Origin of the sequence: Duganella sp. Root1480D1, from assembly GCF_001427305.1 — a bacterium.
GTDB lineage: Bacteria > Pseudomonadota > Gammaproteobacteria > Burkholderiales > Burkholderiaceae_D > Rugamonas.
The window spans coordinates 149,939-168,811 of the sequence record NZ_LMFZ01000001.1 but is presented as its reverse complement, the minus strand read 5'-3'; the positions used below and the strand labels follow the sequence as shown (position 1 = coordinate 168,811).

The window sequence follows — 18,873 nt, the reverse complement described above, 5'->3', positions numbered from 1 at the left end:
TATGCAGAAGATTTTGGCAGCACTTGCAATGGCACTGCTTGCCGGCGCTGCGGCAGCGCAATCGGTGGACTTCACTGAGCCCAAGAACGGCGCGGTAGTCAGCAGCCCATTCAAGGTCAAATTCGCCGTCACCGGCATGGAAGTGAAGCCGGCCGGCTCGATGGACAGCAACACCGGCCATCACCACCTGATCATCAACGGCGACAGCATGAAGGTCGGCGAATCAATCCCCTTCGACGAAACCCACATGCATTTCGGCAAAGGCCAGACCGAAACCGACGTCACCCTGCCTCCAGGCACCTACAAACTGACCATGCAGTTCGCCAACGGCGCCCACCAAAGCTACGGCCCCGGCTTGTCGAAGACCATCACCGTCACCGTCAAGTAACTTGAAAGTCGGGGTCAGCTCCGGCAATCGGACATTTTGTCCGATTGCCGGAGCTGACCCCGACTTTCATTACGGTAGAATTACGCCTTTATATTTTCTGCATTCCACTCGAAATGACTCAAGTCCGTACCCGTTTCGCACCTAGCCCGACCGGTTTCCTGCACGTCGGCGGCGCGCGCACTGCGCTGTATTCCTGGGCCTTCGCCCGCCACTTCGGCGGCACCTTCGTGCTGCGTATCGAGGATACTGACCTGGAACGTTCGACCCCGGAAGCCGTGCAAGCCATCCTGGATGGCATGAAGTGGCTGGGCCTGGACCATGATGAAGGTCCGTTCTATCAGATGCAGCGCATGGACCGCTATCGCGAAGTCGTGGCGCAAATGCTGGCTGCCGGCACCGCCTACCATTGCTACTCGTCGCCGGAGGAAGTGCAGGCCATGCGCGACAAGGCCACCGCGGCCGGCGAAAAGCCGCGCTACGACGGCACCTGGCGTCCGGAAGAGGGCAAGACCCTGCCTGCCATCCCGGCTGACCGCAAGCCTGTGGTGCGCTTCAAGAACCCGCTGGATGGCGATGTGACCTGGAACGACGTGGTCAAGGGCACCATCACCATCGCCAACAAGGAGCTGGATGACCTGGTCATCGCTCGTCCTGACGGCACCCCGACTTATAACTTCTGCGTGGCAGTCGACGACTGGGACATGAAGATCACCCACGTGCTGCGCGGCGACGACCACGTGAACAACACCCCGCGCCAGATCAACATCCTGCGCGCGATTGGCGCGGAGCTGCCGCAATACGGCCACCTGCCGATGATCCTGGGCTCTGACGGCGCCAAGCTGTCCAAGCGCCATGGCGCCGTGAGCGTGATGGAGTATCCGGCCCAGGGCTACCTGCCGGAAGCCATGCTGAACTACCTGGCCCGCCTGGGCTGGTCGCACGGCGACGACGAGCTGTTCTCGATGGAGCAGTTCTGCGAATGGTTCAACCTGGAAAGCCTGACCGCCTCGCCGGCCCAGTTCAACTACGACAAGCTGGCCTGGGTCAACAACCACTGGATCAAGCAATCCGACAATACCCGCCTGGCCGAGCTGGTCACGCCTAAGCTGCTGGCCGAAGGCGGCAGCCTGGAAGGCGCACCTGAACTGCCGCTGGTGCTGGCGCTGCTGAAAGACCGCAGCAACACGATTAATGAACTGGCGGAAGCCGCGATGCTGTTCTACCGCGCGCCAAATCCTGATGCGGCCCTGATGACCCAGCATTACACCGATGCCGTCAAGCCAGCCGTAGCCGACTTCGCCGCCCGCATCGCTACCGTTGAGTGGACCAAGGAAGCCATCGCCGCCATGATCAAGGAAGTGCTGGCTGCGCATGGCCTGAAAATGCCTCAGCTGGCGATGCCGCTGCGCCTGATGGTGGCCGGCCAATTGCAGACGCCGGCTATCGATGCAGTGCTGCAATTGTTCGGACGCGACACTGTGGCAGCCCGCCTGGCCAAATTTGCCTAAATATTTTCGACAATCTTGCAATTTGGCATTTGCAATTTACAGAAGGGCTGCTATACTTCTGTCTCCTTGCAAAACGGGGGTATAGCTCAGCTGGGAGAGCGCTTGCATGGCATGCAAGAGGTCAGCGGTTCGATCCCGCTTACCTCCACCAGTTTTGCGAAGGAAAAGCAGTAAAAGAAAGTCCAGGGTCCCCATCGTCTAGAGGCCTAGGACATCACCCTTTCACGGTGAGTACCGGGGTTCGAATCCCCGTGGGGACGCCAAGAGCAGTAACAATCTGTGCCAGCATGGGGGTATAGCTCAGATGGGAGAGCGCTTGCATGGCATGCAAGAGGTCAGCGGTTCGATCCCGCTTACCTCCACCAACGCGGCAGAGATTGAAAGCAGTAACGGAAAGTCCATCAGGTCCCCATCGTCTAGAGGCCTAGGACATCACCCTTTCACGGTGAGTACCGGGGTTCGAATCCCCGTGGGGACGCCAGCTTTTCGCATTATGTTGTGCCCAGGGGGGTATAGCTCAGCTGGGAGAGCGCTTGCATGGCATGCAAGAGGTCAGCGGTTCGATCCCGCTTACCTCCACCAACGCGGCACAACGTAGCAATAGTCCAACAGGTCCCCATCGTCTAGAGGCCTAGGACATCACCCTTTCACGGTGAGTACCGGGGTTCGAATCCCCGTGGGGACGCCAGCATTTCTTCTTACTTCCTTTCAAAACTGCCTAAAAAGCGTGCAAGCTTAACTCCTTTGCATCTTCGGTGTTTGCGTACTAATATGAGTTACGGACCCTGCACAGGAGGAAGTCATGGAACTTCGCGTGTTGCAATCGCATCGCTGGGTGGCGCGCCAGGCTGACTGGACCGCCGCAGCCATCGCCGGTTTCGGAGCCGGCGGTATCCTGATGTTGATGGAGTTGTTATGGGCCACCGTGCAAGGCGGTGACCGATGGCTGACAACCCGGATGGTAGCGGCGATGGTCATGGGCTGGGAGGTGCTGCAAACCTCCGGCTACGATTTGACCGTCGTGATTGCGGCGCTGGCAGTCCACTATATCCTCGGTATTACATTCGCCATGATGCTGGCGGCCATCATCGCGCCGTTCCAGCTCGATTCCAGCATGGGCCTGGTGGCGCTGACCGGCGCCGCGTTTGGCGTGCTGCTGTATGTGCTGAACTTCTACGGCATGTCCGGCGCCTTTACCTGGTTTGCCGACTTGCGGGGTTGGACAACTTTTGGCGCCCACGTCGTCTTCGGCGCCTGCTGTGCAGTGTTTTACCGCATGCTTGAAAGGCCAGAAAAACGCGAGTGAATAAGCCTTAGCAAGTACGCCCCGCCATTGAGCGGGGCGTAGCCGTGTGTAGTTTCCCCATAACTAACCGGGCTTATCATTATGGCGTTGGCAATCTCCCTCATCCTGATTGTTCTTGGCGCGATTATTTTTCACTGGCTCAGCCCATGGTGGCTGACTCCCATAGCCTCCAACTGGCAGGCGATGGACGATGCTTTGATGATCACACTCGTGATCTGCGCCGCTCTCTTCATCATCATTCACCTGTTTGTCGCTTACGCCGTGGTCAAGTTCCGCCACCGCGAAGGCCATCGCGCCGCCGCGGAATCGCATAACGGCAAGCTGGAATGGTGGCTGATTGGCGCCACGTCGCTTGGTATCGTTGCGATGCTGGCGCCGGGCTTGAACGTCTATGCCAAGCTGATTTCCCCGCCGGCCAACGCCAGCGTGTTCGAGGTGATGGGCAAGCAGTGGGACTGGCATTTCCGCCTGCCGGGCAAAGACGGCAAGCTGGGCGCGACGGATGTGCGCTTCATCAACGCCACCAATCCTTTCGGCATCAACCCGGAAGATCCTGCCGGGCAGGATGATGTGCTGGTCGACGGCAGCGAAATCCATATTCCGCTCAACCAGCCAGTCAAGGTAATGCTGCGCGCGCAGGACGTGCTGCACGACTTCTATGTGCCGCAGTTCCGCACCCGCATGAATATGGTGCCAGGCCTGGTGACGCACTTCTGGCTCACGCCCACCCAGACCGGCCGCTTCGAAGTGCTGTGCGCCCAGTTGTGCGGCGTAGGCCATTCGAATATGCGCAGCGCGGTGGTGGTCGAGGAGCAGTCCGTCTACGATGCCTGGCTGGCGAAGCAGCCGACTTTCAGCGGCCACGGCGCGGTGGGCGGCGTCGGCGGGCCGGCGGAACCGGGCAAGCAGGGCAGGCTGATCGCGCAATCGAAGGGCTGCGTGGCCTGCCACAGCGTGGACGGCGCGCCGAGCGTCGGCCCGACCTGGAAAGGTTTGTTTGGCAAGCAGGAGACGCTGGAAGGCGGTGCCACCGTCGCAGTGGACGAGGCCTACCTGAAGCAATCCATCACCGACCCCAAGGCCAAAGTGGTCAAGGGCTTCCCGAATATCATGCCGCCTAACCAGCTAAGCGATGAAGAAATGGCGGCGATGATTGACTACATCAAGACTGTACGCTGAGGAGACCTCGCATGTCTTATGGTGAAGAACACGGCCACGACGATGAAGGCCACCATGCCCCGCAAAGCTTCTGGACCAAATATGTCTGGAGCCAGGACCACAAGGTCATCGCGATCCAGTACACGCTGACGGCGCTGTTCATCGGCACCGTTGGCTTGATCCTTTCGGACCTGATGCGGCTGCAGCTTGGCTTCCCCGGCAAATTCCAGTTCATCGACCCGAGCAGCTATTACCAGTTCATCACCATGCACGGCATGATCATGGTGGTGTACCTGCTGACGGCACTGTTCCTCGGGGGCTTCGGGAATTACCTGATTCCGCTGATGGTGGGGGCGCGCGACATGGTGTTCCCGTTCCTGAACATGCTGTCGTACTGGTTCTACCTGCTGGCCGTGGTGGTGTTGTGCGTGAGCTTCTTCGTGCCGGGCGGGCCGACTGGCGCAGGCTGGACGCTGTATCCGCCGCAGGCAATCCTGCCGGGCACGCCGGGTGTCGAGTGGGGCATCATCGTAATGCTGGTGTCGCTGGCGATCTTCATCGTTGCAGCCACCATGGGCGGCCTGAATTACGTGACGACGGTGCTGCAGGCACGCACGCGCGGCATGACCTTGATGCGCATGCCGCTGTCGGTGTGGGGCATCTTCGTGGCGACCATCCTGGCGCTGCTGGCATTCCCGGCGCTGTTTGTCAGCGCGGTGATGATGTTGTTCGATAAGACGCTGCACACCAGCTTCTTCATGCCGGCCTTGGTCTCGATGGGGCAGCAGCTTGGCTACAAGGGCGGCAGCCCGCTGCTGTTCCAGCACCTGTTCTGGTTCTTTGGGCACCCGGAGGTGTATATCGTTGCGCTGCCGGCCTTCGGCGTGATCTCGGATCTGATCAGCGTACACGCCCGCAAATGTATTTTCGGCTACCGCATGATGGTGTGGGCGATCGTGATAATCGGCGGCTTGAGCTTCGTGGTATGGGCGCACCACATGTACGTCAGCGGCATGCATCCATGGTTCGGCTTCTTCTTCGCCACCACGACCCTGATCATCGCCGTGCCGACTGCGCTGAAAGTGTATAACTGGACGTTGACCCTGTGGCGCGGCGACATCCACTTGACCGTGCCAATGCTGTTTGCACTGGGTTTTATCAGTACCTTCCTGATCGGCGGGCTGACCGGCCTGTTCCTCGGCAACGTCAGCGTGGATATCCCGCTGTCGAATACCTACTTCGTGGTGGCGCACTTCCACATGGTGATGGGTGTTTCGCCAGTGCTGGCGGTGTTTGGCGGGTTGTATCACTGGTACCCGAAAGTGACCGGCCGCATGTACAACGAAAAACTGGGGCAGGCGCATTTCTGGATCACTTTCATCGGCGCCTATGCGATCTTCTTCCCGATGCATTACCTTGGCATTCTTGGCATGCCGCGGCGTTATTACGCTTACGAGAATTATGCCTTCATCCCCGAGTCGGCGCATACGCTGAACGCCTTCATCTCCGTGGCGGCGCTGATTGTCGGCGTGGCGCAATTGCTGTTCCTGTTCAATATCGCATGGAGCGTTCGCAAGGGTACGGTTGCCGGTGGCAATCCGTGGCGTGCGGCCAGCCTGGAGTGGTATACCCCGCAAACTCCGCCCGAGCATGGCAACTGGGGGCCTGAGCTGCCGGCCGTGCACCGGGGCGCCTACGAGTACGGCGTAGATGGTCCCGGTACTGGCGGCGATTACATTCCGCAAAACGCCGGGCCGGAGTACGGGCCGGATCCGCATGCGCCGCCGCCGCATCCAAAGGCGCACGTGACTTCGCATCATGATCCGGCGGAGGTGCCAAAATGAGCGCTAATGCTACGTTGCGGGCAGGTGGCGGGATTCCGGGGCGGCCCGGTGGCGAGGGCGGTCCGCACGACGCGCGTGGCAGCGGCCCCGCTTGGCCGCAAGGCGCACGCCGCACTGGCTTGTGGGTCTTTATGGTGGTGGTTAGCACCCTGTTCGGACTGTTCGGTGTCGCCTACATGATGCGGGCCGCATATGATGACTGGCGCCCCATCACTTACGTCCCGTGGCAACTGTACTGCAGCACCGGCTTGCTGGTGCTGTGCAGCCTGACGTGGGAGCTGGCACGGCGCCATGTCGCTGCTGGCCGGCGCGAAGCCGCGCGCAGTACTTCAATTGGCGCGCTGCTGCTCTCGGCCATGTTCGTGCTTTCACAGCTCTACGCCTGGCAGGCCATGACGGCCGCCGACTATAGCGTGGCAGCCAATCCAGCCAACAGCTTTTTCTACCTGATCACCGGACTGCATGCCGCGCACGTGCTGGGCGGCATGGTGGCAGGCGCGTTCGCGGTGCGCAGGGCAGGGGAGGAAATCGGCCTGTGCGCGCAGTACTGGCATTTCCTGTTTGTCCTCTGGCTGGTGGTGTTCGCGTTGTTGTACTTGGTGACGCCGGAACTGGTCAGGGCTTTCTGCACAACGATAGGCATTCCAGTGAGGTGAGGTATGGATACCGGCACCAACGATTTGAAAGGCTTCGTCTCCGATTGGGCTGGCGATCGCACTGCGTTCCGTGTCCCGTGGGGCAAGGCGATGATGTGGATCTTCCTGCTTAGCGATACGTTCATCTTCGGCACCTTCCTCACCGGCTATATGTCGGTACGCATGGCCACCACATCGGCTTGGCCAAATCCCAGCGAAGTGTTTTCTCTCACTGTCGCGGGCACTGATTACCCGTTGCTCCTGATCGCCATCATGACGTTCGTGCTGATTACCAGCAGCGGCACCATGGCGATGGCCGTCAACGCTGCCTATCAGCGCAATCGAAAACTGGCGGCGACGTTGATGATGGTGACCGCTGCTTTTGGCGTTCTGTTCGTCAGTATGCAAGCCTTTGAGTGGACCAAGCTGATTCACGAAGGCGTGCGGCCATGGGGCAACCCGATGGGCGCGGCGCAATTCGGCTCGTGCTTCTTCATGATTACCGGCTTCCATGGGCTGCACGTATCGGCGGGCGTGATCTATTTGTCGATCATCGCGCGGCGCGTACTGAACGGGCATTACGAGAAAAAGGGATATGACATTGTCGAGATCACCGGCTTGTATTGGCACTTTGTCGACCTTGTCTGGGTATTCATCTTTGCATTGTTCTATCTCTGGTAGGAGGCCGCCATGTCCGAAGCTACCGCAGCGCATCAACAGCACCCGATCGGCACTTACGTCAAAGTCTGGATCCTGCTGTTCGTATTGAGCTTCTTCTCTTACCTGGTGGACTTCTTCCACGTGCATGGCTTGCTGCGCTGGACGCTGATCCTGATTTTGATGATGTTGAAAGCCGGCTTTATCGTCGCCGTTTTCATGCACATGAAGTGGGAGCGGCTGGCGCTGATCTTCGCGATTACCTTGCCGCCGCTGGCGATACTTGTGCTGGTTGGCATGATGTCGGCCGAGTCGCATTACGTGAACACCAATCGCATCGAACACTTCGCCGTTGCGCCCTTGAAATGAGGCTTGCACGCTGATATAATTCGCGCACGCTTTTACGACGTCCCCATCGTCTAGAGGCCTAGGACATCACCCTTTCACGGTGAGTACCGGGGTTCGAATCCCCGTGGGGACGCCAAGTCAGCTAAAGCGTAGTGCAAGTCCAGGGTCCCCATCGTCTAGAGGCCTAGGACATCACCCTTTCACGGTGAGTACCGGGGTTCGAATCCCCGTGGGGACGCCACAGATTAGAATGAAGCCGCCTTGTGCGGCTTTTTCATTTTCCGCTTATGCCCAGCTTGTCCCTCGATCTATTTTGCAAAGTTGTCGATAATTTCGGCGACATCGGCATCTGCTGGCGCCTCTCGCGCCAATTGCAGCGCGAGCACGGCATCGCCGTCAGGCTGTGGGTCGATGATTTGCGTTCCTTCCAGCGCCTTTGCCCGCAGGTGGATTTGCAAGCGGAGCTGCAAGTGGTCGACGGCATCGCCGTGCGCCACTGGTCGACGCAAGAGGGTGAGTTCGCGCCGGAAGATGTGGCCGACATCGTGATCGAGTTCTTCGCTTGCGACATCCCACCCGGCTATATTGCTGCGATGGCGCAGCGCCCGGAGCGCCCGGTGTGGCTGAACCTCGAGGGCCTCAGCGCGGAAGAGTGGGTGGAGGGGTGCCACAGTTTGCCATCGAAGCATCCGCGCCTGCCGTTGACGAAGTACTTCTTCTTCCCCGGCTTTACCGAAAAAACCGGCGGGCTCCTTTGCGAAAAAGATCTTGAAGACGAGCGCCGCGCCTATATCTCCGATCCCGCTGCGGTATCGGACTTCCTGTCTGCGCTGGGCGTAACGGAAGCCGAAGCGGCGGCAATGAAGGTCTCGCTGTTCTGTTACCCCTATGCGCCGGTCGGCGGGCTGTTTGCGGCATGGCGCGACGGCGAGCAGCAAGTGACGTGCCTGGTGCCGGAGGGTGTGGCAAGCGAAGCGGTGTCCAGTTTCCTCGGCCAGCCAGCCGTGCCGGGCGCGATGCGCAGCGATGGCGCGCTGACGGTACGCGTGCTGCCGTTCGTACCGCAGCAGGATTACGACAAGCTGCTCTGGTCCTGCGACCTGAACTTCGTGCGCGGCGAAGACTCCTGGGTGAGGGCGCAATGGGCTGGCAAATCCTTCATCTGGCACATTTACGCGCAAGATGAAAACCTGCACCATAAGAAGTTGCGCGCCTTCCTGCAGCGTTATGCGGCAGGCCGCGCGTTTGATGAATTTTCGCTGTGCTGGAACGGCGCAGTTGAAGGCGACTGGCCAACCCTATGGAAAGCTCTCGCATCGGTAATGCCTGAAATTTCGGCAAAGTCGTCGGAATGGCAACAAAAAATCCTGGACAACGGCGATTTGGCCACGAATTTGACTAAATTTTGTGCATCGCTGAGGTAACACATTAGAACCCCGTGCTATAATGCGCGGTTACTGCAACTCTCCTTAACCGGTATATATTCGCTATGAAATTCGCAAAAGAGATTCGTGTCGGCAACATCATCATGGTTGAAGACAAGCCATTCATCGTTCTGCGTTCCGACGTCAACGGTTCGTCCCGCACTGGCTTCACCTACAAATGGAAGATGAAGAACCTGCTGACCGGCTCCCCGCTGGAAAACGTGTTCCGCGGCGACGACAAGTTCGACGTGGTCGTTCTGGACAAGAAGCCAGTTACCTATTCGTACTTCGCTGACCCACTGTTCGTGTTCATGGACGAAGAGTACAACCAGTTCGAAATCGAAGAAGAGAACATGGGCGAAGCCGTCAACTACCTGAAGGATGGTATGGAATGCGAAGCTGTCTTCTACGACGGCAAGGCAATCTCCGTTGAGCTGCCAACCACCATCGCTCGCCAGATCGTTTACTCGGAGCCAGCTGTTAAAGGCAACACCTCCGGTAACGTGACCAAGGAAGCGAAACTGGAAAACGCCATCGAAGGCCGTAACTTCTCGATCCAGGTGCCACTGTTCGTGTCCCAGGACGACGTCGTCGAAATCGACACCCGTACCCACGAGTTCAAGAAGGTCGTTCGCGGCTAATTGCAGCAGTTTGTTGCAATCACGCAATAGAAAGCCCGCGCAAGCGGGCTTTTTGCTTTTGGGCAGTATTAATTGCTTGCAAACTGCTGGTATTCTACTGGTTTGTGCTTTTCTTGACTGAGGGCGTACCAGATGGATCGAAGGGGTTTCGTGAAGTTGGGGTTGGCTGCCGGTGGGGCAGCGACTTTGCCGCGCACGCAAGCTGCGGTGCCGTCTGTGCTCGATGCCGGGGTCCAGCATCAGCAGGGCCTGATGGCCGCCAACAAGCTCACCTCACACGCACTTACTTCGCAGTACCTGTCCCGGATTAATACGATCGACAAGTCCGGCCCCCGCCTCAATTCCATCATCGAGATCAATCCGGAAGCGCTGAAGATTGCGCGCGAGATGGATCGCGAGCGCCATCAGCGCAAGATTCGCGGCCCGCTACATGGCATTCCGGTACTCCTGAAAGACAATATCGCGACAGCCGATCGCATGAGCACCACGGCCGGATCGCTGGCGCTGGCCGGGGTGCGGGCGGCGCGCGACTCCCACGTGGCGGCGCGCTTGCGCGAGGCTGGAGCAGTCATCATCGGCAAGACCAATTTGAGCGAATGGGCCAATATGCGCTCGAGCCACTCCGTCAGCGGCTGGAGCGCGCGCGGCGGCTTGACCCGCAACCCATATTCGCTGGACCGGAATTGCAGCGGATCGAGCTCGGGTTCCGGTGCCGCGATTGCCGCGGGGCTCGCGACGCTGGCCGTCGGCACCGAAACCGATGGCTCCATCGTATCGCCGGCGTCGATCTGCGGCTTGGTGGGCATCAAGCCGACCATCGGTCTGGTCAGCCGCAGCGGGATCATTCCGATCGCGCACTCGCAGGACACCGCAGGTCCCATGGCGCGCAGCGTTTCGGATGCCGCGCTGATGCTGGCCGCAATGGCGGGCGTTGATGCCAGCGATCCCGCTACGCAGGATGGCGCCGGCATGGCTGCCGATTATTCGTCCGCCCTGAAGCGCGATGCCTTGCGCGGCAAGCGCCTTGGGGTAGCACGCAATTTCTTTGGCGGCAGCGATGCTGTCGATGCTGAAATCGAGAAGGCGCTGGAAGCGTTGAGGGCGCAGGGAGCAATCCTGGTCGACGTACAAGTGCCGAATACCGAGAAGTACGGAGACAGCGAAACCGAAGTGTTGCTGCATGAATTCAAGGTCGACCTGGCGGCCTACCTGCGCGACTACGCGCCAAACGCGAAGGTCAGGAGCATGGCCGACCTGATCGCCTTCAACAAGCAAAACGCCAAGTTTGAAATGCCGTACTTCGGCCAGGAGTATCTCGAACGCGCCGAAGCCAAGCCGGGCCTCGACAGCCAGGCCTATCAAGATGCGCTGGCCAACAACCACCGCTACTCGCGCGAAGAAGGTATCGACCTGGTGCTGAAAGCGCATGAACTCGACGCGCTGGTGGCGCCGACCGACGGCACTGCATGGCTGACGGACTTCATCAACGGGGACCACTACGGCAAGAGTTTCTCTTCCCCGGCGGCGGTGGCGGGATATCCGCACATTACAGTGCCTGCAGGTTATGTGCGCGGCTTGCCGATTGGTCTGTCCTTTGTCGGCACGGCATTCAGTGAGTCCGCCTTGATTGGCATGGCCTACGCTTTCGAGCAAGCGACGATGGTCCGTCGTGCCCCGCAATTCCCGGCCAGCGTTTCGATCCGCGCTTAAACTTCGATAAAGCGCATCTTGAAGTTGCGGCCTTTGAAGCTGCCGAACTCGCCCGGCATATTGCTGGCGGCTTTCAGGCGGGCAAAGGCCTCGTGGGCGATGCGGCGATCCAATGCGACGTAGGTCTGGAATTCGGTGACATTGATTTTGCCGACCTGTTCCTTGGTCAGGCCGCCGTCGCCGCACAGCGCGCCCAGCACGTCGCCGGCGCGCAGCTTTTCTTTCTTGCCGCCTGAGATGCAGAGCGTCAGCATTGGCGCCGGTTCGGCGTTCACGAATTCGTCTTCCGCCAGTTCCTTGATCTCGTGCCACTCAACCGGCGCGCCCTGGTAGTCTTCGATCAGCTTGACCCACTTTTTCTCGTTGGGTGCGCACAGTGTCAGCGACAGGCCTTTCTCGCCGCCGCGGCCGGTGCGGCCGATGCGGTGGATGTGGACTTCAGTGTCGCGCGACACGTCGGCGTTGATCACAGCTTCCAGGTTGGCGATGTCGAGGCCGCGCGCGGCGACGTCGGTAGCGATCAGGATCGAGCAGCTACGGTTGGAGAACAGCACCAGGATTTCGTCGCGCTCACGCTGTTCCAGTTCGCCGTACAGGGCCAGTGCCGAGAAGCCTTCCGCGTGCAGCTCGTCCAGCAGTTCCTTGCAGTGCACCTTGGTGTTGCAGAAGATGATGGCGGAAGCGGGCTGATAATGCTTGAGCAGCTTGCCGACCGCCTTGTCGCGGTCATCAAAACCGATTTCGTAGAAGCGCTGTTCGATCTGGCCGCCGCTGTGTTGCGCTTCGACCGTCACTTCGACCGGATCGGCCAGGAAGGCTTCCGTCGCCTGGCGGATGTCGTCCGGGTAAGTGGCCGAGAACAGCAAGGTCTGGCGGCGTTTCGGGCAGGCGCGCACGATGCCGGCGATTTCGTCGTAGAAGCCCATGTCCGTCATGCGGTCCGCTTCATCGAGCACCAGGGTGCGCACGTTCGACAGGTCGAGCGATTCGCGCGACAGGTGGTCGCGCACGCGGCCCGGCGTGCCAACCACGATGTGGGCGCCGAATTCCAGTGAGGCGATTTGCGGGCGCATCGGCGTACCGCCGGTCAGCACCACGACCTTCACATTGGGCACGCAGCGCGCCAGGCGGCGCAGTTCATTGGCCACCTGGTCGGCCAGCTCGCGCGTTGGGCAGAGCACCAGGCTTTGAACAGCGAACCAGGCGGTATTCAGGTTGCACAGCATGCCGATGCCGAAGGCGGCAGTCTTGCCGCTGCCGGTCTTGGCTTGCGCGATAAGATCGCGGCCTTCCATGATGGACGGCAGGCTTTGTGCCTGGATCTCGGTCATTTCGCGGTAGCCCAGCGAGTCCAGGTTGGCAAGGAGTTTTTCGGACAGTGGCAGGGTAGCGAAAGAGGTCATTTTTAGTCCCGCCGCCAGATGGGCAGGCCGGTGAGGTCCAGGTTGGGATCATTCTGCCAGATTGGCAGCCCGCTGGCGTCGGTTGGGCCGAGTTCGCCAAGCAGTTCGAGTTGTTCTTGCTTGCGCGGAGAGCGGCGCACACGCGGCGGCGGTGGAAGCTTGGCTTCCGCCGTCATCGGCGCGGCAGGCTCGAAGCCTGGCAGGTCGATTGTCGCGTTGTCTTTTTTATCTCTCATTATCCGTCGCAGAAAACAAAAGCCCGGCTGAATCAGTCGGGCTTCCTTTTAGAACCGGCGGATTGTAACACGGGCAACCATGTCAACGGAAGGCGAGGGCCCCCGTGAGGTCGCCCGGCGGCAACGCGCCGCGTTCGGCGAAGGCCTTGTTTCGCTCGGCCAGGCCCTCCAGCAGCGGCAGGCCGTGCAGGCGGGTGATGAAGCGCAGGATCGAGGTGGTGTCGTAGAAGCTGTGGTCCACCGTGGACTTCTTGGCGAACGGCGATACGATGATGGCCGGGATGCGCGAACCAGGCCCCCAGCGGTCGCCTTTCGGCGGCGCCACGTGGTCCCACCAGCCGCCATTTTCGTCGAAGGTCACGACCACGACCATGTTTTCCCACTGCGGCGACTTCTTCAGGTGCTCCAGCACATTGACGATGTGCTGGTCGCCCGATTCGATATCCGAATAGCCGGCATGCAGGTTCAGGTTGCCCTGCGGCTTATAGAAGCTGACCGCAGGCAGCTTGCCCGCCACCGCATCGGCCAGGAATTTGTTCGAAATCGGGCTGTCACCCAGGCCGCCGTCGCGGATGTGGGTCGCGCGTTGTGCGGTGCCGGGCGCGAAGCTGGCGAAGTAGTTGAATGGCTGGTGATGGTACTGGAAGTTTGGCTTGCTGCCGCCGCCCTTGTGGTCCAGCGCGGCCTGGAAGGCGCCGCCGTACCATGTCCAGCTCACGCCCTTGCGCGAGAGCAGGTCGCCGATGGTGTCGTAGGTTTGCGGCGGCAGGTAGGCCGGGTCTTCCGGATTGGCATGCAGCGGATCGCCGCCTGGCGCCGGGCGCACGAAGCTTGGCTGGTAGGGCGGGGCCATGGTGTTGACCGCGAAACCGTCCGGCGTGATGGCGCCGTCATTGACGTAATGCGGCCGGCCTTCCAGTGCGGATTTCGGGCTCTTTGGGTCGAGTGCCAGCGTGTGGCCGGTCGGGCCATCGGACAGCACTGCAATCTTGCGCTTGGCCGGGCTGCTGTCTGCATTCGGATAGACCGGGCAGCGGCCCGAGACCAGGAACTGGTGGTTCAGGTAGGAGCCGCCGAAAGCGGCCATGAAGAAGTTGTCGCACAGGGTGTATTGGCGCGCCACCTGCCACAGGCCGAGATTCTTTTCCATCTCGCTGTAGTAGCCCATCACCATGCCGCCGGTATTGCCCCAGGCGACGAAGCTGTCGTTCTTGCCGCCGTTGATCTGCATCTGGTTCTGGTAGAACAGGTGCCACAGGTCGCGCGTAATGACGGATTCCGGCAGCGGCTTGCCTTCCGCATCGACCAGCTTGAAAGGCGCGTTCGGCAGGCCGCTAAGCTGGTCCTCCTTGACCTCATAGCGCTTGCCTGCGATATCCTGCGGTACCGGCACCAGGCCGCCCCAGATTTTCGGCAGCGTTGGCAGGATGCTGCCGTCGTAGTCGCGCTGCTGGTAGTCGGCTGGCTTCAGGGCCGACATCGGCGACGCCAGCCCGGGGAAATCGGCGAACAGGTTGTTGAAGCTGCGGTTTTCCAGGTAAATCACCACCACGTTCTTGACGTTGGCTTGCAGTTTGTCGTCCAGCGAGAGGGCTTTGGCTGGCGCAGCGGGTTTGGTAGCCGGGGCGGCGGTGACGCCCGGCAGGCTCGCTGCAAGGCCGGCGGCTCCAGCCGCCTGGAAGATGCGGCGGCGCGCAGGGCTGGCCGGCAAATCTTTTGGATTGTTCTCGTTGTTCACGCGTTGCTCCTTGCGGTTCTTGTCGCGTGCAATTGTGACAGTTCGATCACAAAAATGCGAGCGTGCCGCGCTGGTAGGTTTCGCGCACTTCGGCAATGGGCTGGTGGGAGGCCGAGAACAGCACGGCGGCGTGTTCGAACAGGGCGGTCGGCGATTGCTGCATCGCGCTGGAGAATGTGCGGCGATAAGGCGCCAATGGCTGTACCACTTTGCCAAATGGGGTATCGGTTTCATCCAGCAGGCGGTTCATCTCAGGCGCCAGGCGGCTCGGGACGTACCAATTGTCGGCTTCCGAGAACAGGTGGGCGCCGCAATAGAGCTGCACGCGGCGGTATTTGACTTCAGCGGCGCTTGCGCCAAGGCGAGCCAGGGTCTCGCTGCTGGCCGGCTTATTTGTTCCGCGCACCAGGCGGGCTACGATTTTCGGCTCGGTGGCCATGGCATGGTCGGCGCACCATTTTTCCAGCGTCAGCGTGGCGCTGGGGCTGGCCAGGATATCGGCGCTCAGCTTCTGGGCCAGGAGGGTGGGCGAATTGGCGGGCGTCGCGCATGCCCCCATCAAGGGCAGTATTGCAAGGTATGAAAATATCCGCATTGGCGCACCCGGAAATGAAAAAGCCGTTGCAAAGGCAACGGCTTTTTGAATCTGGTTGCGGGGACAGGATTTGAACCTGTGACCTTCGGGTTATGAGCCCGACGAGCTGCCAGACTGCTCCACCCCGCGTCTGAGGCAAGCATTATAGCTCGAACGTCGCGGTTCCGCAAGGTCGATTTATGCGACTCCCAGACGCCACAGGGAAGTTAGCTCTGCCGAGCGTGCTGCATGCAGTGGATCACTGGTGTCGCTGGCTTTCGGGTGGACCGGGCGGGCGTCGAGGCGGCCCAGCACTTTCAGGCCGGCGGCGGCGATCCATTCTTCCAGTTCGGCGCGGGAGCGCAGGCCCAGATGCTCCGCCAGGTCGGACAGGATCAGCCAACCTTCGCCGTTTGGCGTCAGGTGGGCTTTCAGGCCGGAGAGGAAGCCGCGCAGCATGCGGCTGTCCGGGTCGTAGACTGCGTGCTCCACCGAGGAATTCGGGCGGGCCGGCACCCATGGCGGATTGCACACCACCAGCGGCGCCTGGCCGGGTGGAAACAGGTCGGCTTCCAGCAATTCCACCTGCTCGTCCAGCATCAGGCGGGAAAGGTTGTCGCGTGCGCAACTGAGGGCGCGCCTGTCCATATCGGTGGCGACCACGCGCTTCACGCCGCGTTTGGCCAGTACGGCGGACAAGACGCCGGTGCCGGCACCGATATCAAATGCTAGTTCCGAAGCGCCTTTCGGCAGTGGGGCATCGGCCACGAGCTGCACGTATTCGCCGCGCACTGGCGAAAACACGCCGTAATGGGGATGGATGCGTTCGCCCAGTGCGGCAACCGGCACGCCGGCCTTGCGCCATTCGTGGGCGCCGATCAGCCCTTGCAGTTCGCGCAGGGAGATCGCGAAGGCGTCTTCGCCGCGGCCATAGGCTTCGTTGCAGGCCAGCGCGACGTCGGGTGCGCGGCGCAAGGGAATGCGGTAGCCCGGCTCGAAAGGAATCAACAGCATGGCCAGCGTGCGTGCGCGCTGCGATTGCGCCTGGCGGTGCAGGTGGAATGCTTCCGTAGCATTGACCGGTGTTTTGGCAGCAGCCACCTTGCGGCCTTTGCCGCCTTGGGCTTTCTTGTGGTCGGCGCGGCGCGCCAGGGCTTGCAGCAATTGGCGCGCGTTCTGGAAGTCGCCGCGCCATAGCAGGGCGGTGCCTTCGCAGGCGAGGCGATAGGCGACGTCGGCGTTCATGGTGTCGTCGGCGACCTGTACGCGCTTGGGCGGCGGGTTGCCCGATTCGGAATGCCAGCGCGCGCAACGCGGCTCGCCTTGTTCTGTCCAGTGAATTTCTTGCATAGTGGCCAATGTGTAAACAAAGAAATTCGGGGTCAGGTCTGTCAATCGGACATTTCGCTGCGCAAAATGTCCGATTGACAGACCTGACCCCGAATTTCAATCAGGAGGCTGCCATTATACGCGCGCTTACGTGGCTGGCGGTTCCTCGGGAGCCGGTGCAATTGCCGGTGCTGGCGGATCGATATCGTCGCTTGGCGGGTCGATCTCGCCACTGCCCGCGGCGTCGCGGGCGGCTTTCGCTACGTGGGCCAGTTCCGCCGCCTGGCCAGGTTCGGATTGCAGGCGGCCGTAAGCCTTGGCCTTGTCGCTCGCGTTCGCGGGCAGGTAAGTGTCCAGCGACGATTCGGAATCGACCAGCTTGAGCAGGCGCATCGTCAGGTTGCCGGCATCGCTTTCCTGCCCCTGTTCGTTCTCCTGCTTGACGGTGGCGCTGATATTGCGGTCCATCAAGCGGAACAGGTCGGCCAGGCTGCCTGGGAAATCGATATCCGGGAATTCCACTTCCGGCAGCGGCATGGCCGGATTCTGGTCGGTTTGCTCATTGCGGCGCCCTGGCACGCTGGATGCAGCACCGGCAGTCATCCTGGCTTCGTACTGGATTTCCACTTCAAAATTCAGCTTGCGGCCGTCGGCCGTGGTGATGGTGCCTTTGCCCAGGAAATGGGAGTTCTCGTCCAGGCTGAAACCCAGGGCGTCCGTTACGCCATCGGTGCCTTCGGCATGCAGGGCAGCGGCCGCAAAACTGGCATTCGACTCCAGCGAAACGGAGTCGAAGGAAATCCTGGCGCCCTTGGCATTGTCGCCAAGCAAACTTTTTGCAAAGCTGCCGATCAGGTCCTGTGCCATGTCAACAGTCCTGTTACCCAGTTGCTCGACGCGTTTTTGCAGGTCGACAGCATTGCTGGACAAGGAAACCGCACTATCCGAATTCACATTTTTCACGGCGTTGGCGCGTGAAGGCTTGCTTTCCGCCTGCGAGGTGGCAGGAGATAAGGAAGTGTTCTGGTACTGGCGTTGGCCGATGGAATTGAGTGGGTTCATGATAGGCAACCTTTAGGGGCACTACCCCTGATACGGCAAGTTTCAGAATTTCTTGAGGTTTATCAATGATGATGAGTCCACAAACCGTTCGACTCCAGGTAGGACTTGACGGCTTCCGGGGCGCCGGTAGCGTGCAGTTTCACTTCGCCACAGGTGCAGACTCCATAGTACGGCGTAATGTGCGAACATGCAGAAGTTTTCTGCAATGCAACCTTAACTGCTTTGCTGCATTTCGCGCATTTGAAAGTGAGGGTGCGTGGGGCTTTCAGGAACATGGCCTAGACTCCGGGCAAAAGGACGATTTTATCAGGCAAAGATATCGATCGTCGTTTGCTTTTCGGAAAGACCGTAACTGCGCTGGACTTCCTGTTGCTTTGCTGAAATTTCAGCCTGGGCCTGCAGCGCCATCTGCCCGGCACGCGCTGCCACGCTGCGGTCCTGGCCGGAGGGATCGGCTGGCGCCAATGCGGCCGCTTGCACCTGCCGCGCTTTTTCGATGGTTTCTTCAGGCGTGCGGCCTGGCGAAGTGTCGATATTGACTTCGCCGCCCACGGCGTAGTTCACGCCGTCGGGGCCGCGCTGGTAAGTATAGGTAGCACCGGACGTGGCAAGGCTGCCGGCTGCGGCAAGGTGGGCTTGCTCATGCTGGCGCACCTTGAGATCGCTCGCTTTGAGCTGGTCAATTTTGGCCTGGTCTTCAGGGGAATAGGCTTGCTGGGCTGCGTCGGCTGATTGCGTGGATTCGCTGCGCGTGGCGCTGCGCGCAGGTGCGCTGGCCTGCGGCGCGTAGCTGGCTGACGATGATATGGCGCCGATTCCCATTTACACATAATAACAAATTGGCAGGCGAGCTCCGTCAACTGCCAGCCACTTCCAGCGTTGAAGGAGTGACCGTCATGCCGATGGAGGTTT

Annotated in this window: 18 protein-coding genes and 9 tRNA genes; 19 read left to right on the top strand and 8 right to left on the bottom strand. The window is 60.5% G+C overall.

Going from position 1 to position 18,873, the window contains the following annotated elements:
* Nucleotide 1: 1 nt before the first annotated feature.
* The 19 genes from ASD58_RS00885 to ASD58_RS00795 all read left to right on the top strand — a co-directional run bounded on the left by ASD58_RS00885 (nt 2) and on the right by ASD58_RS00795 (nt 11,619).
* Entirely contained in the window at nt 2-388 is a 387-nt protein-coding gene (locus tag ASD58_RS00885; RefSeq protein WP_057259104.1) for a DUF4399 domain-containing protein, read from the top strand.
* Between the two features lie 113 nt (nt 389-501).
* The gene (gene gltX / locus ASD58_RS00880; RefSeq protein WP_057259102.1) at nt 502-1,896 is read left to right on the top strand and encodes a glutamate--tRNA ligase; all 1,395 of its coding nucleotides are present in this window, start codon (nt 502-504) and stop codon (nt 1,894-1,896) included.
* A 75-nt stretch (nt 1,897-1,971) separates the two neighbouring features.
* Nucleotides 1,972-2,047: transfer RNA gene (locus ASD58_RS00875), tRNA-Ala, on the top strand.
* A 36-nt stretch (nt 2,048-2,083) separates the two neighbouring features.
* Nucleotides 2,084-2,159: transfer RNA gene (locus ASD58_RS00870), tRNA-Glu, on the top strand.
* Between the two features lie 26 nt (nt 2,160-2,185).
* Nucleotides 2,186-2,261: transfer RNA gene (locus ASD58_RS00865), tRNA-Ala, on the top strand.
* Nucleotides 2,262-2,301: 40 nt separating this feature from the next.
* Nucleotides 2,302-2,377 (top strand) — tRNA-Glu (locus ASD58_RS00860).
* 25 nt (nt 2,378-2,402) lie between these two features.
* Nucleotides 2,403-2,478: transfer RNA gene (locus tag ASD58_RS00855), tRNA-Ala, on the top strand.
* 30 nt (nt 2,479-2,508) lie between these two features.
* Nucleotides 2,509-2,584: transfer RNA gene (locus ASD58_RS00850), tRNA-Glu, on the top strand.
* A 114-nt stretch (nt 2,585-2,698) separates the two neighbouring features.
* Nucleotides 2,699-3,202 (top strand): hypothetical protein, encoded by a 504-nt coding sequence (locus ASD58_RS00845; RefSeq protein ID WP_057259100.1) that lies wholly within the window; start codon nt 2,699-2,701, stop codon nt 3,200-3,202.
* 81 nt (nt 3,203-3,283) lie between these two features.
* On the top strand, nt 3,284-4,381 hold the full coding sequence (locus tag ASD58_RS00840) for a cytochrome c oxidase subunit II (protein WP_057259098.1): 1,098 nt from the start codon (nt 3,284-3,286) through the stop codon (nt 4,379-4,381).
* 11 nt (nt 4,382-4,392) lie between these two features.
* Entirely contained in the window at nt 4,393-6,204 is a 1,812-nt protein-coding gene (ctaD, locus tag ASD58_RS00835; RefSeq protein WP_057259095.1) for a cytochrome c oxidase subunit I, read from the top strand.
* On the top strand, nt 6,201-6,860 hold the full coding sequence (locus tag ASD58_RS00830; RefSeq protein WP_156401092.1) for a cytochrome c oxidase subunit 3: 660 nt from the start codon (nt 6,201-6,203) through the stop codon (nt 6,858-6,860). The genes ctaD and ASD58_RS00830 overlap by 4 nt, the downstream gene beginning before the upstream one ends.
* 3 nt (nt 6,861-6,863) lie before the next feature.
* The gene (locus tag ASD58_RS00825) at nt 6,864-7,520 is read left to right on the top strand and encodes a heme-copper oxidase subunit III family protein (protein ID WP_057259088.1); all 657 of its coding nucleotides are present in this window, start codon (nt 6,864-6,866) and stop codon (nt 7,518-7,520) included.
* A 9-nt stretch (nt 7,521-7,529) separates the two neighbouring features.
* Complete coding sequence (locus ASD58_RS00820; RefSeq protein ID WP_057259086.1) at nt 7,530-7,865, top strand: cytochrome C oxidase subunit IV family protein; 336 nt, start codon at nt 7,530-7,532, stop codon at nt 7,863-7,865.
* Between the two features lie 39 nt (nt 7,866-7,904).
* Nucleotides 7,905-7,980 (top strand) — tRNA-Glu (locus tag ASD58_RS00815).
* A gap of 29 nt (nt 7,981-8,009) precedes the next feature.
* A tRNA-Glu gene (locus ASD58_RS00810) sits at nt 8,010-8,085 on the top strand.
* 46 nt (nt 8,086-8,131) lie between these two features.
* The gene (gene earP / locus ASD58_RS00805; RefSeq protein ID WP_057259084.1) at nt 8,132-9,268 is read left to right on the top strand and encodes an elongation factor P maturation arginine rhamnosyltransferase EarP; all 1,137 of its coding nucleotides are present in this window, start codon (nt 8,132-8,134) and stop codon (nt 9,266-9,268) included.
* Between the two features lie 65 nt (nt 9,269-9,333).
* Nucleotides 9,334-9,909 (top strand): elongation factor P, encoded by a 576-nt coding sequence (locus ASD58_RS00800; RefSeq protein WP_057259082.1) that lies wholly within the window; start codon nt 9,334-9,336, stop codon nt 9,907-9,909.
* 132 nt (nt 9,910-10,041) lie between these two features.
* Nucleotides 10,042-11,619, top strand: coding sequence for an amidase (locus ASD58_RS00795; RefSeq protein WP_057259080.1), 1,578 nt, complete (start codon nt 10,042-10,044; stop codon nt 11,617-11,619).
* On the opposite strand, the gene dbpA is transcribed toward ASD58_RS00795, so the two are convergent.
* From dbpA to ASD58_RS00755, 8 genes are all read right to left on the bottom strand, one after another.
* A complete protein-coding gene (gene dbpA / locus ASD58_RS00790) occupies nt 11,616-13,022 on the bottom strand; it encodes an ATP-dependent RNA helicase DbpA (protein WP_057259078.1) in 1,407 nt (468 codons plus the stop codon). The genes ASD58_RS00795 and dbpA overlap by 4 nt on opposite strands.
* A 2-nt stretch (nt 13,023-13,024) precedes the next feature.
* Entirely contained in the window at nt 13,025-13,258 is a 234-nt protein-coding gene (locus ASD58_RS00785) for a hypothetical protein (RefSeq protein WP_057259076.1), read from the bottom strand.
* 82 nt (nt 13,259-13,340) lie between these two features.
* Nucleotides 13,341-14,996, bottom strand: coding sequence for an acid phosphatase (locus ASD58_RS00780; protein ID WP_057259074.1), 1,656 nt, complete (start codon nt 14,994-14,996; stop codon nt 13,341-13,343).
* 46 nt (nt 14,997-15,042) lie between these two features.
* The gene (locus ASD58_RS32045) at nt 15,043-15,591 is read right to left on the bottom strand and encodes a hypothetical protein (protein WP_156401091.1); all 549 of its coding nucleotides are present in this window, start codon (nt 15,589-15,591) and stop codon (nt 15,043-15,045) included.
* A gap of 52 nt (nt 15,592-15,643) precedes the next feature.
* Nucleotides 15,644-15,720, bottom strand: a tRNA-Met gene (locus ASD58_RS00770).
* A gap of 48 nt (nt 15,721-15,768) precedes the next feature.
* Nucleotides 15,769-16,920: a class I SAM-dependent methyltransferase gene (locus tag ASD58_RS00765; protein ID WP_057259071.1), complete on the bottom strand. Its 1,152-nt coding sequence runs from the start codon at nt 16,918-16,920 to the stop codon at nt 15,769-15,771.
* A 126-nt stretch (nt 16,921-17,046) separates the two neighbouring features.
* Nucleotides 17,047-17,961 carry a hypothetical protein gene (locus tag ASD58_RS00760; protein ID WP_057259069.1) on the bottom strand — a complete coding sequence of 305 codons (915 nt, stop codon included), beginning with the start codon at nt 17,959-17,961 and terminating at the stop codon, nt 17,047-17,049.
* Between the two features lie 306 nt (nt 17,962-18,267).
* A complete protein-coding gene (locus tag ASD58_RS00755) occupies nt 18,268-18,783 on the bottom strand; it encodes a putative metalloprotease CJM1_0395 family protein (RefSeq protein WP_082565150.1) in 516 nt (171 codons plus the stop codon).
* Between the last annotated feature and the right edge of the window lie 90 nt (nt 18,784-18,873).